Below are 13471 nucleotides of genomic sequence, written 5' to 3'. Positions count from 1 at the left end.
GGTGAAGCAATATATGCTTCACCTTTTTTTGTCCATAAGAACAGTTTTCTTACGTATATATCACTCGTAATCATCGATAACTGCATTCATGAAATCCATCATCGGTTTGGCGGCACGGAACATACGCTCAACCTCATCAAGCCATGCGTCGCCCTCGAAGAAGTCATCAGGAACGGCATGCCAGGCACAATAGTTCTTCAGACGCAGATAATGCACATATGGCCAGTCACGGGGGAAACCCGAAGGACAAGTCTTCAGTTTCTCTAACCCGAATCCTTGAGGTTGGTCCCAATAAGGGATGTTCATCGGTTCTTTGGAACTGTTAACCAAATCACTGCCAAAGTATTTCAGAAACTCCGGGTTCTCCACACACTTGAGCCACTCATCCGTGTTCGCCATCATCTCGTTGCGACAGGATGTAAGAATGTTTGTGGGTAGCCAGTAGTTTCCCACCGCCACAACACAATGGTCTGGTTCCAAATGCAGGTAGTAACCACCACGCAAAGCCATCTTCCCCTTAGCATTGATATAAGCGCCAAGATGGTTCTTATAAGGAGATTTGTCGGGCGAGAAACGCGTGTCGCGATAGAAACGATAAGTACAATCCTTCACCTGCAAATGAGCGACCTCAGGATCAAAAGTCGTGACACGCTCTATCGCCTGGACAATACCGCGTTCGAATTCCGCTCTGACAGCCTCATATTCTTTCTTATGTTCCTGAAACCAAGGACGATTATTGTTCGCCATCAATTGGCGCAGGAATCCTATAATTCTTTTAGCATCCATATTATCTATTTCTTATCATTTACACCCAACCCCAAGGGATCACGCCTTAGACTCTCTATCATCTCGTCGATCTTGCGGAGTTCACGAGGGATACGGATACTCTGTGGACAATGGGGTTCGCACTGACCACACTGGATACAGTGGTCGGGCTGACGGTCACGAGGCACGACACGGTCTAGTGATATCAAATACTGACGACGGTGCTTGCGATACTCGCTGTCTCCAACACCCATCGGTAGCGAGCCTTCGTTCTTGCATTTGTTATAATGCACAAAGATTGCCGGGATATCTATACCGTAAGGACAAGGCATACAATACTTACAATCGTTGCAAGGGATATTCTCCAATCCGACAATCTTCTTTGCGACCTCCTTGTCAAGATAACGCATCTCGTCTTCCGTCAGTGGTACAAGCGGGCAATAAGACAACAGGTTATCCTTCAGATGTTCCATATAAGTCATACCACTAAGTACACAAAGTACGCCCTCATGACTTCCCGCATAACGGAATGCCCACGAAGCGACACTGCGCTCAGGAGCATGGCTCTTCAATTCTGTTGCCAGATACTGTGGGAGGTTTGCCAAACGCCCACCTAAAAGCGGTTCCATGATAACAGCAGGAATGCCACGTTTCTGTAACTCGGCATAAAGATAGCTTGCATCCACATTAGCGTTACTTATCTCGTTAGCATAGTCCCAATCGAGATAATTCAATTCAATCTGAACGAAATCCCACCGAAACTCGTCATGTCGTGCCATCATCTCATCGAACACCTCTTTCTTTCCATGGAAAGAGAAACCGAGGTTACGGATGCGACCTGCCTGTCGTTCCTTTTGCAGGAAATCCATGATACCATTGTCAATATATCGGCCATTGAACTCCTCCATTCCACCACCAATGGCATGCAGCAGATAATAGTCAATATAGTCGACCTGCAATTCCTTCATCGAGTTGAGGTACATCTCCTTGGACTTCTCGAATGACCAGTAATCATGGTTGAAGTTGGAGAGTTTCGTAGCCACAAGATATTCACTGCGCTTATGGCGACTAAGGGCAATACCCGTACAGCGTTCCGACTTTCCCTGACAGTAGACTGGCGATGTGTCGATATAATTCAAGCCATGCTCAAGGGCATAGTCTATCTGTTTGTTGATCATCTCCTGATCAAATTCATCAGGTTTATCCACCTTTGTCGGCAGACGCATCATACCATAACCCAGAAGCGACACCTTTTCTTTAGTCTTCGGATTCACACGGTAGGTCATCTTACCCACAGGAGGCTCCACCTGATTCCGATATTCGCTGACAGCCTGTTTCCCAGCTTTATCTGTATTCTTACAGCCGACCAACGTGGCTGCAGTGGCGACGGTTCCCGCTCCGAAGATCTTCAGGAACGAACGACGGGAGATATTCTTGTCTTTCATTGGACTTTACTACTTTAACGACTTACTATATAACCTACTATATCTTCCTATGCACCTCATGTCCCTCGACATAGATAGCCGAGAACGGACGCGACGGACAGACATATTCACAGGCACCACAGCCTATACAGGCTGCCTCGTTGACAACAGGAATCATCGGTGACTCTTCGTCATTCTCATCGAGCGGCACCATATCAATCGCGCCAGACGGACAGTGGCGTGCACAGTTTCCACACTCCACACCATCAGTGATGGGTACACAGTTCTTCTTAATCCAAACGGCATGCCCCAACTGTATCGAAGACTTCTCATCGTGACCAATCAGCCGTATAGCACCTGCTGGGCACACCTCCGAGCAACGGTTACACTCAGGACGACAATAGCCATGCTCATACGACATCTCTGGTAACATCAGATGCATCAGGTTGACAGAAGGTCGAAGCACATGGTTCGGACACTCCGAGACACAGAGTTGACAACCCGTACAATGCTGGGCGAAATGCTGGAAAGACAAAGATCCCGGAGGTGTCAAAGCCGTCTGTCGCTCCGGTGCGACTTTATCTTCCAGTTCTGCCAAGCCACCGTCCATCAGTTTTTCTTTCTTCTGTGCCAAAGCTGCAGTTGTCACCATGGCCGAAGCAAGTAAGAACGACCGTTTGGAGGTATCTACGGACAAGTTCTCAGACTTCTCTTTCTGGCGCTGAAGACGGGAATCATAGCGTAAAGCGCCAAACTTACATTTTGAGATACAATTTCCACAGACCACACAACGACTATAGTCGACAGTGTGTGTCTTATAATCGATACAGGCCGCCTTGCAGTTCTTTGAGCACAAAGAACAGTTCTTACACTTTTCTTCGTCAAAACGTATCTTCAGGAAAGAGAAACGAGCAAAGAACGAGAGGACCGTTCCCACAGGACAAATGGTATTACAATAGGTACGTCCGTTCCGCAAGGCCAACACGGATACAACAATAAAAGTAATCACCGCAATGGCCATCACAGCCCCTACTGCCGCCACCTGTTCTACATGATAGAAAGCATAACTGTCGACATGCTCAGCAATAGAAGCCAGGATATTATTCCCGGCCTTCCAGACCGGTTGGAATAGCATGGTGGCGATACGGCCATATGCACTATAAGGAGCCAACAGCTGGAAAACAGAGCCTATGCCCGCCACCAAAGCTACGACCATCACCCCAAGCATTGTATAGCGAAGCCATGACAGCGCTTTCGAGAAACTATATTTGTTCTTCTTGCGATTAAGTCGTGCGATGACATCTTGGAATACCCCCAACGGACAGATAACCGAGCAATAAATGCGACCGAAAAGGAGTGTCAAAAGCACCAACACAACGACAACACCCACATTGAGGGCTAGCACAGCTGGCAAGAACTGTATCTTCGCCATCCATGAGAGCCAATGATGCATCGTTCCCGTAAAGTCGAGGAACAACAAGGTGATCAGTACAAAGAACACCCCGGCAAGGATCGTTCTGATTTTACGTAGCATAATTAAGTATTTATTTAGTTATTTCTTTCCTGTCAGTCGGACCACGCAGATACTCAGTTCATAAAGCAACCATATCGGCATAGCCACCACAAAGAGTGTAAAAGCATCCGTCGTCGGCGTGATAATCGCAGCGATAATCAATATCGCCACGAAGGCATGTCGGCGCCACAGACTCATCACCTCTGCATTCACCAGTCCCATCTTCCCCAGGAGCCAGCTGACGACGGGTAACTCAAAGACAATACCCATGACGAGATTCATCATCAGCAATGTGTCCATATATGACTGAAGGGTGAGCATATTCGTCACGTCAGGGCTCACTTGATAGGTGCCGAGGAACCTCACTGTCAAAGGAAAAATCAGCAGATAGTCCAGCAAAGTACCAAGCATAAACATCACATAGCCGCTCACGACAAGGATGGTGGCACCACGACGCTCTTTGGCGTAAAGTGCAGGCGAGACAAAACAGAACAACTGATAGATGATATACGGCATCGCCACTAACACACCAGCATACATCGCCGTTCTAAGATGAATCATGAACTGCTCGGCCAGTCCTGTATTCATCAATGAGAGAAAGAAAGGCTCGCCGCCTATCAGCCGATAGGTGATAAAATCGCTCGATCGGGGAGCCAGCACGATGGTAAACAATTCGTCCTTCAGACAGAAGGCCACCACTGCAGCGACCACCGTCACAGAAAGGATGCGAATGATAACAGTACGGAGCTCATCGAGATGATCCCAGAACGTCATACCACTCATACTACTTCTCAGACTGTTCCTTTTCCTCTTCTTCCAGATTCGTTACTTCGTTCATTCCTTCCTTGAAGCTCTTGACTCCCTTGCCAAGACCTTTCATTAACTCGGGAATCTTTTTGCCACCGAAAAGCAGCAGCACAACAAGTGCGATAATGATGATCTCCGTCGGACCAACATTCATAAACAACAATAATGATTCTGACATTTCCTTCGTATTTTAAGTTTCTGTTGCAAATATACGAAAAAAACGCATAAGCCAAGCATCTGCTATCATTTATTAACTAAAATCAGTACTCCACATAAGGTGATAGTCGACTGATAGCTTCTGAAGAGAAATCCTTGGAGAGTCGCAGTTCATCCAACGAACGAATAGGACCGTGCAAGCGGCGGTAGTCGGTGATAGCTCGAGCTTGATAGAAATTGATGTAAGGATGTCGTTTCAGTTCATTGAGCGTCAGTCGGTTCACATTCAACTTCCGCGGGGTGGAATCCTTAATCACAAAATACTTCTTTGATTCCAATGGGAAATCCTCAATCTCATCAAGTTGGCTAACACTGACGTACCCTCCAAGCCGTTCACCATAACGTACGATCTGTCGTGCATAATAAGGACCAATACCAGGAACTGTTTGTAGAATAGTTGTATCGGCAGAATTAAGCACGACATATTCTGTCTCACGGATCTTCACCGGATAACGAAAAACAGAAGAGTCGCGTGACTCAGAGGTGCGATGCGACGAAGCACGACTATCGCTGCTATAATAAGGACGATCACGATAGACTACACGGGTACGGATATCTGACGTACGCGGCTTGCGTTGCTTATCATACCCCGATTTTATGACGGTGGTGTCAGTCGGTGTCAATGCATTCGTCTCACTATTTTCCTCACCCGTCAGAAAGATCACAGACAGGGCCACGACCATCACAACAAGTAAGGTCAGGATCACCTTCCGGTCGGACTTCTGGAGATAGAAGAACTCGCGGATCATATGACTCCGAACTGATGGAGGAAGATGAGAAGAATACAGATCGGGACAACAAACCTCACAGAGAACAACCAGATATGGAAGAATGCTCTCTTCACCATACGGCTTGTGTCATGAGTCTGACCCATGAGGAATTCCTCCTGTACCAGTCGCCGACTGACAAACCAGCCCAGCATAATACTTGTCAGGAAAGCACCTGCCGGCAACATAAACTGAGCGGTGAGAAAGTCGCAGAAGTCCATCAGCGGCATGTCAAATAGGCGAAGACCATCATAGGCACCCACAGAGAGGGAGCAAATCACAGCCAACAGCACACAGGCCCCGGTAATCACCCATGCCGCCCGTCGACGGGACAGATGCAGTTCTTCGTGGAAGAATGCCGTCCCAATCTCATGCATGGAGATTGTGGATGTCAGTGCCGCAAAGACTAGAAGGGCATAGAAAAGAATCGAAATAAAATAGCCCACCACAGGAACAGCACCGAAAGCTTCTTGAAACACATTTGGCAAGGTAATGAAGATAAGGGAAGGCCCGCTGTCAGGCTGCACACCCACAGAGAATGCTGCAGGGAAGATCATCAAGCCTGCCAGGATGGCAATACCCGAATCAAGCAAGGCTATCTGAGTGGCCGATCTCAACAAATCGGTATCACGTTTAAAATATGAAGCATATGTACAGAGGCAGGCAGTGCCCAGACTCAGCGAGAAGAAAGCTTGTCCCAATGCTTCAAGGAACACATTTCCACTTACTTTAGAAAAATCAGGCTTTAACAGGAACTCGACACCCCGATATGCTCCCGGAAGCATGCAGGAGGCCACAACCAGTACAACAAGCAGGATCAAGAGCAAAGGCATCAGCAACTTCGAAGCTCGTTCGATACCATCGTTCACACCTTTAGAGACCACCAAGTGGGTAATCAGGACAAAAGCCACTCCCCACAGACATGGCTTAATAGGATCAGCAGAAAAAGTCTGAAAATAGCGAATGACATATGCCGCATCACCCGTCAGTTGTCCGGCTACAGAAGCAAACAAATACTGAAGACACCAACCTGCCACAACGGCATAGAACCCTAGGATGATGGTAGAAGTGAGGATACCGAGATAACCGATAAACCGCCAACTCCGGTGTCCCATGCTCCCATAGGCTCGGGCTGCATTCGACTGTGCATGTCGTCCAATAACGAATTCACTCACCATGCCGGGAATGCCCAACAACAACACACAAGCGAAATAAATTAGGATGAAGACCGCCCCACCATTCTGTCCTGTCATAAAAGGGAAACGCCACACATTACCCAAGCCAACCGCCGAACCAGCTGTTGCAAGGACTATTGCCAGTCTGCTACCAAACACACCTCTCTGTTCCATAATGCACTATAATAAACCTAACTGATGCAGGAATATAAACAAGATACAGAGCGGACAAACATATTTCACTAGGAATAAATAAAAATGGAACATCGTCACATTACGGAGGGTTCCTTGGTTGGTAAACTCATCACGTACGATCTTATGAGGAGCAAACCAACCGATAAAGATGCAGGTGAGAAATCCCACCATCGGGAGGAAAAGCTGACCTGTAACAAAATCAAACATGTCAAAGACCGTCATACCAAACATCCGAAGTCCATTCCAGGCCCCCAACGACAAAGAACAGACACCACCCATCACAATACAGCCCACCGTCACCATCAGGGCTGCACGTTTACGGGTAGTTCCCATCTCTTCCTGAAGGAAAGCTGTACTCACCTCATGCAGCGACATCAGCGACGTCAGCGCGGCCATGGATAACAGGATATAGAACAACACCGAAACACCATAGCCTAAAGACGGAATACCACCGAATGCTTGTTGGAACACATTTGGTAAGGTGATGAAGATCAGGGAAGGACCGCTGTCTGGCTTTACACCTACCGAAAAGGCTGCAGGGAAGATAATTAATCCTGCCAACAAAGCCACCAGGAAATCGATTACGCCAATCTGTACGGCTGATTTAGTCAGATTCGTTTGTCTGGAGAAATAACTGGCATAGGTACAGATACACCCCATCGCAATACTAAGCGAATAGAATGACTGCCCAAGAGCCGCCAGGAAGACATCCCCTGTCAACTTTGACATGTCCGGTTTAAACAGGAACTCAATACCTTTGTCTGCGTTGGGCAACATACATGACGCGCCCACAATTACCAACAACAAGATAAACAGTGTGGGCATCATCAACTTCGAGGCACGCTCGATACCATCACGCACACCGTTCTCAATAATCATATAAGTGGCAAACAATATCAGGAATGTCCAAAACAACGGTTTTACTGGATCTTGAGAGAAAGTCACGAAATAGTTACTGATATATTCTGTGTCTCCCTGAAGCTTCCCTAATAAGGATGCCCAAATATACTCAAGACACCAACCGGAGACAACTGCATAATAGCCTGAAATCAGAAAACCAGTCAGTACACCCATATAACCGATGAGTGACCACATGCTACCACCCGACAGTTTTCGGAAGGAACGAGCCGTGTTCGCCTGTCCATAACGGCCGATGATAAACTCACTGATCATACAGGGGATACCCAACAACAGCACACAGAAGATGTAGATCATGATGAACACTGCACCGCCATTCTGTCCTGTCATATACGGGAAACGCCATATATTACCCAGTCCGACTGCGGAACCTGCCGTAGCCAGAACGACGCCAAGCCTACTTCCAAAACTTGCTCTCTCCAGTTTAGCCATATGTTTTTTTCTTTTCGTTTGCAAAAGTATAAAATAATTCTTACTTTTGCACTCAAATTGAAAGTAAATATGCGCTTCCCGTTGTATTTTATCAGAAATTATCCCTTTTCCTGCCTGCTTTTTGCAGCCATCTGGTATCTGTCATTCTTCACACCGCCCCCCACAAGACTTGACGATGTGGCATTTATCGACAAATGGGTTCACATGGTGATGTATGGCATCACCTGTCTGGTCATTTGGATAGAGTACCTTCGCAGACACACCCGTCCCAATTACGGAAAGTTGTTTGTCTGGGCATGGCTGATGCCCATCCTAATGAGTGGGCTCATCGAACTGTTACAAGAGTATTGTACAGGGGGGAGAAGAGCTGGCGACTGGTTGGATCTAGCAGCAAACGCGATAGGCGTCTCCACGGCTGCACTGATTGGCCTGGTCCTCTTACGTTATCACGCCAGACATTAAAAAATGCCTGGCGTGATACACAAGAACCCAAGGAGATGTCTGTATTCCATTCAACTCCCCAAGGATCCATGTTACATGGAGGAGATGTAAAAGAAGATAAGTACGATTGCAAGAAGGACCAATACGCCAAAGATCCATTCCATCACCTTCTTTCCACCTTTTTCCTGTTTCTTCTGATAAGCTGCCTTCTTATGGGTAGCCTTTGATGCTTTTGCAATTTGACTCATAATTCTACGTTTTTAATTATTTGGTTTTCAGTTTTCTTCATCATTAACGGGGAACTCCATCAGATACGCCTTAATAAAGTCGTCGATCTTACCATCCATCACGCCATCAACATCGGTGGTCTGATAATTCGTGCGATGATCTTTCACACGACGATCATCAAACACATAACTTCTAATCTGACTACCCCATTCTATCTTTTTCTTACCAGCCTCGATTTTGGCCTGAGCTTCCAGACGCTTCTTCATGGCACGGTCGTAGAGCTGTGATTTGAGCAACGTCATCGCACGTTCCTTATTTTTCGGTTGGTCACGGGTTTCCGTATTCTCAATGAGGATTTCCTCTTCCTCTCCTGTATCAGGATCCGTATACCAATAGCGCAGACGGACGCCCGACTCCACTTTGTTCACGTTCTGACCACCGGCACCTGAGCTACGGAAGGTATCCCACGACAATTTGGCCGGATCGACATACACCTCAATCGTGTCATCGACAAGAGGCGACACGAACACCGAAGCAAAACTGGTCATGCGTTTGCCTTGGGCATTAAACGGAGATACACGCACCAGTCGATGTACGCCATTCTCCGATTTCAGATATCCATAAGCATAATCGCCTCCTTCTATCTGCATCGTCACACTCTTGATGCCGGCCTCATCACCGTCAAGAAGGTTAGATATGGTCACCTTATAACCGTGCGCCTCTGCCCAACGCATATACATACGCATCAGCATCGAGGCCCAGTCCTGTGCCTCAGTGCCACCGGCACCGGAGTTAATCTTCAATACAGCCTCCATGGGATCTTCCTTCTGGCGCAGCATATTTTTCAGTTCCAAATCTTCAATAGCCCGAACAGCCTTACGATAGGTCTCATCGACCTCCTCCTCCGTCACCATCTCGTCCTTATAAAAATCAAAGGCAAGCTGAAGTTCATCAGCCATCGTACGTACCTCCTGGTAGCCATCAAGCCATTTCTTAATGCCCTTGACTTTCTTCATCTGTTCCTCGGCACGCTTCCGATCTTCCCAGAAATCGGGTGCCTGAGTACGGAGATCCTCCTCCTCGTATTCTATCTTTTTCTTGTCAATTTCCAGATAACGGTGCAACGCCTCCGCCCTCTCTAGAACATCTTTCAACTGGTCTTGCGTAATCATCTATAAACTCTATACAATAAACTACTCTGCGTACATCGCATCGATCTCTTTTTTATAGTTCTCGTTCAGCACGCGACGCTTAATCTTCAACGTGTTGGTCAACTCTCCTTTTTCCACAGAGAAATGATGGGGCAACAAGGTGAAGCGCTTGATCTGTTCATAATGCGCCAATTGCTGCTGAAGCGTGTCAATACGTTCTTTCATCATTTCACAAATCTGGGGACTAGTACAAAGTTGTTCCCTATTCTCAAACGGGATCTTATGCGCACGAGCATATTCCTCCAGCAACGAATAGACGGGAATAATGAGCGCAGAGACAAACTTCCGTTGATCGGCAATAATGGCAATCTGGTCAATATACTTATCTACCAAAAGTTTCGACTCAATCATCTGTGGCGCAATATACTTACCATTCGACGTCTTGAACAAATCCTTGATACGTTCTTTCAGGAACAACTCACCCCCCTTCAGATAACCGGAGTCACCCGTACGGAAATAGCCGTCTTCTGTGAAGGCTGCCTTTGTCAGGTCGTCACGATTATAATAACCACGGGTGATAGTCGGTCCCTTCAACAAGATCTCACCTTCGTCACTGATCTTGATATCTATGCCCTCTATGGGAATGCCGACGCCACCAACCGTATACGGTTCACCAAGATGGTTACAACTCACTGTCGCAAGACTCTCTGTCAGTCCATACCCAACGACCATATTCAGACCGATGGCATGGACGAACTCCTCCACCTTCGGGTTTACCGTTGCACCTGCTGTGGGGAAGAAATGGGCGTTTTCAAGTCCTAATTCTTTACGGACCAATGAGAATACCGTCTTGTTAAGCATCTCATACTCCAAATGGAGTGCCAACGGCGGACGCTTGCCTTTTGAAACATAATCAATATTATGTTTCTTACCGACTTTCTCGGCATGACGGAACAGTTTCCGCTTGGCGGGATTGGCCTTCTCAATCTGCTCCTGCACACCCATATAGACCTTCTCCCAGAATCGGGGGACGCTCGACATACAGGTAGGATGAGTTTCCTTCATAGACTGTTGTACCTCTTGCGGATAGGTATTAACAATCAGTCGTGCACCTTCTGTGAGACACAGGATCTTCCACCCTTTCTCAAAGATATGGGTAAACGGCAAGAAGTTCAACACACGATCGTTCTCTCCTACTGGCACGCACTTATCATTAGCAATCATGGCAGCATCATACTGACCACAGGTCAGAATAACGCCCTTGGAATCACCCGTCGTACCACTCGTATAGAGGATATTGGCAATATCATCCATCGATGCCGATGCCTGAATGGCATCAACTTCTGTCTGACGGGGAAAATTCTCACCCATCTTCAGGAAATCATCGAAATACATCGTATTAGCATCTTGGTCAGAGATACGCACCTTTTTATCAAAGACAATGATGCGTTCCATGGTTCGACAGGTCGGGAATACTCGACGAGCCTTGTCATATTGTTCTTGTTCTCCGACAAAGAGGAAACGGATATTCGCATCATTAACCATAAACTGTATCTGCTGCTCACTACTCGTGGCATAGAAAGGTATCGTCACCGCACGAACTCCCCATGCGCCGAAATCACAGAACAGATACTGTACTGTATTTTGTGAGAATATACCGATATTCTCCTGCACCTTAACACCCATATTCAACAGGGCATTCGAGACCTTTCTGACTGTCTCAGAAAACTGGTTCCACGAATACGACTTCCACTCCGTGCTACCAAAATCCTTGTAAATCAAGGCTTCCCGGTCGCCATATTTCTTGGCCTGATCATGGATAAGTCGCGATAAATGACTGTTTGTCTGCATAACAAATGAGATATTTGGTGCAAAAGTAAGCAAAATGACGCAGATAGCCAAATTATATCAGGGAAAAAAGGAAAACGCCCCAACTATTATCCATCCAAAGGATACCCATATCCCCTCCTAAAAATGAACAAGCATCAAAATGGAATAGCACTCTTTCAATCTGTTATTATTTTTAGTCTTTTGGTTTCGATTTGTTACTTTGCCGTCGAATGAACATGAAAAAAGTTAGCCAATCTTTGCTAATTATACCAAAACGCTGTATCTTTGCAACAGAAAAGAACAAGAAGAAAGAGATTAAGTCCGAAAGGTAACAAAAACGTTATGGCACTAGTAAACGAACATTTTCTAAAACTGCCGAACAACTATCTGTTCGCTGACATCGCCAAAAAGGTTAATGCCTTCAAAGCAATGCACCCTAAAGCCGATGTCATCAGTCTTGGCATTGGTGATGTGACACAGCCACTTGCTCCAGCCGTCATCGACGCCATCCATAAGGCCGCCGACGAGATGGCAGTACAAAGCAGTTTCCGCGGATATGGACCAGAACAAGGTTACGATTTCCTTCGCGAGGCCATTCTAAAAAACGACTTCCTGCCGCGTGGTATCCATCTTGATATCAACGAGATTTTTATCAACGACGGTGCCAAGAGTGATACTGGTAACATTCAGGAACTCATCCGGTGGGATAACTCCATCGGCGTCACAGATCCAATTTACCCCGTTTACATCGATTCCAATGTGATGATCGGACGGGCAGGCACACAAGACGAGAACGGGAAATGGTCGAATGTCATCTACATGCCCTGTACGGCAGAGAACGGCTTTGTGCCACAGATTCCCGACAAGCGTGTAGACGTCATCTACCTCTGCTACCCGAATAATCCTACGGGAACCGTCATCTCCAAGGAAGAATTACGCAAATGGGTGAACTATGCATTGAAGAATGACACACTCATATTCTATGATGCCGCCTACCAGGCTTATATACAAGACGACACGATTCCCCATTCTATTTACGAGATAAAAGGTGCGCGAAAGGTTGCCATCGAGTTTCACAGCTACTCCAAGACCGCAGGTTTTACCGGTGTACGATGCGGATATACCGTAGTTCCGAAGGAGTTGACTGCTGCGACTCTCAGTGGCGAACGTATCCCTCTGAACCCGCTCTGGAACCGTCGGCAATGTACGAAGTTCAACGGAACAAGCTATATCAGTCAGCGTGCTGCAGAAGCCATCTATACGCCAGAAGGAAAAGAACAGATACGTTCCACGATCGACTATTACATGCAGAATGCGAGCAAAATGCTCCAAGCCCTCCGCTCTCTTGGATTTGAGTGCTATGGCGGAGAGAACGCCCCTTATATATGGGCGAAGACCCCAGAAGCCTCCAGCACCCACGGACTACGTTCGTCTACCCGTAGTCTCTCATGGAAATTCTTCGAAGAGATGCTTTATGGCGCCCATGTCGTGTGCACGCCAGGTGTCGGCTTCGGCCCCAGCGGTGAGGGCTATGTGCGCTTCACAGCCTTCGGCAGTCATGAACAGACCGACGAGGCTTTACAACGCATTCAAAACTGGTTGAAATAAC

General features: G+C 47.0%; 13 protein-coding genes. 2 read left to right on the top strand and 11 right to left on the bottom strand.

Annotation, left to right across the window (positions count from 1 at the left end):
* Positions 1-60 precede the first annotated feature (60 nt).
* The 8 genes from BLU99_RS10595 to BLU99_RS10560 all read right to left on the bottom strand — a co-directional run bounded on the left by BLU99_RS10595 (position 61) and on the right by BLU99_RS10560 (position 8212).
* Complete coding sequence (locus BLU99_RS10595; protein WP_091901906.1) at positions 61-786, bottom strand: DUF2461 domain-containing protein; 726 nt, start codon at positions 784-786, stop codon at positions 61-63.
* Between the two features lie 5 nt (positions 787-791).
* Positions 792-2210 (bottom strand): aldo/keto reductase, encoded by a 1419-nt coding sequence (locus BLU99_RS10590; RefSeq protein ID WP_091901904.1) that lies wholly within the window; start codon positions 2208-2210, stop codon positions 792-794.
* 37 nt (positions 2211-2247) lie between these two features.
* Positions 2248-3723, bottom strand: a complete 1476-nt coding sequence (locus tag BLU99_RS10585) for a 4Fe-4S binding protein (RefSeq protein WP_091901902.1) — start codon at positions 3721-3723, stop codon at positions 2248-2250.
* 18 nt (positions 3724-3741) lie between these two features.
* Positions 3742-4476 (bottom strand): twin-arginine translocase subunit TatC, encoded by a 735-nt coding sequence (gene tatC / locus BLU99_RS10580; protein WP_091902056.1) that lies wholly within the window; start codon positions 4474-4476, stop codon positions 3742-3744.
* A gap of 10 nt (positions 4477-4486) precedes the next feature.
* Entirely contained in the window at positions 4487-4687 is a 201-nt protein-coding gene (locus BLU99_RS10575; protein WP_091901899.1) for a Sec-independent protein translocase subunit TatA/TatB, read from the bottom strand.
* 82 nt (positions 4688-4769) lie between these two features.
* Positions 4770-5474, bottom strand: a complete 705-nt coding sequence (locus BLU99_RS10570; protein ID WP_091902053.1) for a ComEA family DNA-binding protein — start codon at positions 5472-5474, stop codon at positions 4770-4772.
* The gene (locus BLU99_RS10565; protein ID WP_091901897.1) at positions 5471-6841 is read right to left on the bottom strand and encodes a sodium-dependent transporter; all 1371 of its coding nucleotides are present in this window, start codon (positions 6839-6841) and stop codon (positions 5471-5473) included. The genes BLU99_RS10570 and BLU99_RS10565 overlap by 4 nt, the downstream gene beginning before the upstream one ends.
* A 6-nt stretch (positions 6842-6847) precedes the next feature.
* Positions 6848-8212: a sodium-dependent transporter gene (locus BLU99_RS10560; protein ID WP_091901895.1), complete on the bottom strand. Its 1365-nt coding sequence runs from the start codon at positions 8210-8212 to the stop codon at positions 6848-6850.
* Positions 8213-8389: 177 nt separating this feature from the next.
* Between BLU99_RS10560 and BLU99_RS10555 the strand changes: the two genes are divergently transcribed.
* Positions 8390-8674: a VanZ family protein gene (locus BLU99_RS10555; protein ID WP_255397550.1), complete on the top strand. Its 285-nt coding sequence runs from the start codon at positions 8390-8392 to the stop codon at positions 8672-8674.
* A gap of 71 nt (positions 8675-8745) precedes the next feature.
* Here BLU99_RS10555 and BLU99_RS12320 read toward each other — a convergent pair whose 3' ends face one another.
* Genes BLU99_RS12320 through BLU99_RS10545 form a run of 3 tightly spaced genes read right to left on the bottom strand, consistent with a single transcriptional unit; the run spans position 8746 to position 11883 of the window.
* On the bottom strand, positions 8746-8901 hold the full coding sequence (locus tag BLU99_RS12320) for a hypothetical protein (protein ID WP_176771125.1): 156 nt from the start codon (positions 8899-8901) through the stop codon (positions 8746-8748).
* A gap of 27 nt (positions 8902-8928) precedes the next feature.
* The gene (gene prfB / locus BLU99_RS10550) at positions 8929-10053 is read right to left on the bottom strand and encodes a peptide chain release factor 2 (protein ID WP_091901893.1); all 1125 of its coding nucleotides are present in this window, start codon (positions 10051-10053) and stop codon (positions 8929-8931) included.
* Positions 10054-10074: 21 nt separating this feature from the next.
* Positions 10075-11883, bottom strand: coding sequence for an AMP-dependent synthetase/ligase (locus BLU99_RS10545; protein ID WP_091901891.1), 1809 nt, complete (start codon positions 11881-11883; stop codon positions 10075-10077).
* 321 nt (positions 11884-12204) lie between these two features.
* Here BLU99_RS10545 and BLU99_RS10540 point away from each other — a divergent pair, with 321 nt between their 5' ends.
* On the top strand, positions 12205-13470 hold the full coding sequence (locus BLU99_RS10540) for an LL-diaminopimelate aminotransferase (protein WP_091901889.1): 1266 nt from the start codon (positions 12205-12207) through the stop codon (positions 13468-13470).
* The last annotated feature ends 1 nt before the right edge of the window (position 13471 follow it).

Source organism: Prevotella sp. lc2012 (assembly GCF_900107065.1).
Taxonomy (GTDB): Bacteria; Bacteroidota; Bacteroidia; order Bacteroidales; family Bacteroidaceae; genus Prevotella.
Note: the sequence above shows the minus strand (reverse complement) of the source record. Positions and strands in the feature narration are given on the sequence as shown.

Coding starts and splice junctions, on each gene's coding strand:
- BLU99_RS10595 (WP_091901906.1), bottom strand. CDS start 786: ATGGATGCTAAAAGAATTATAGGATTCCTGCGCCAATTGATGGCGAAC.
- BLU99_RS10590 (WP_091901904.1), bottom strand. CDS start 2,210: ATGAAAGACAAGAATATCTCCCGTCGTTCGTTCCTGAAGATCTTCGGA.
- BLU99_RS10585 (WP_091901902.1), bottom strand. CDS start 3,723: ATGCTACGTAAAATCAGAACGATCCTTGCCGGGGTGTTCTTTGTACTG.
- tatC (WP_091902056.1), bottom strand. CDS start 4,476: ATGACGTTCTGGGATCATCTCGATGAGCTCCGTACTGTTATCATTCGC.
- BLU99_RS10575 (WP_091901899.1), bottom strand. CDS start 4,687: ATGTCAGAATCATTATTGTTGTTTATGAATGTTGGTCCGACGGAGATC.
- BLU99_RS10570 (WP_091902053.1), bottom strand. CDS start 5,474: ATGATCCGCGAGTTCTTCTATCTCCAGAAGTCCGACCGGAAGGTGATC.
- BLU99_RS10565 (WP_091901897.1), bottom strand. CDS start 6,841: ATGGAACAGAGAGGTGTGTTTGGTAGCAGACTGGCAATAGTCCTTGCA.
- BLU99_RS10560 (WP_091901895.1), bottom strand. CDS start 8,212: ATGGCTAAACTGGAGAGAGCAAGTTTTGGAAGTAGGCTTGGCGTCGTT.
- BLU99_RS12320 (WP_176771125.1), bottom strand. CDS start 8,901: ATGAGTCAAATTGCAAAAGCATCAAAGGCTACCCATAAGAAGGCAGCT.
- prfB (WP_091901893.1), bottom strand. CDS start 10,053: ATGATTACGCAAGACCAGTTGAAAGATGTTCTAGAGAGGGCGGAGGCG.
- BLU99_RS10545 (WP_091901891.1), bottom strand. CDS start 11,883: ATGCAGACAAACAGTCATTTATCGCGACTTATCCATGATCAGGCCAAG.
- BLU99_RS10540 (WP_091901889.1), top strand. CDS start 12,205: ATGGCACTAGTAAACGAACATTTTCTAAAACTGCCGAACAACTATCTG.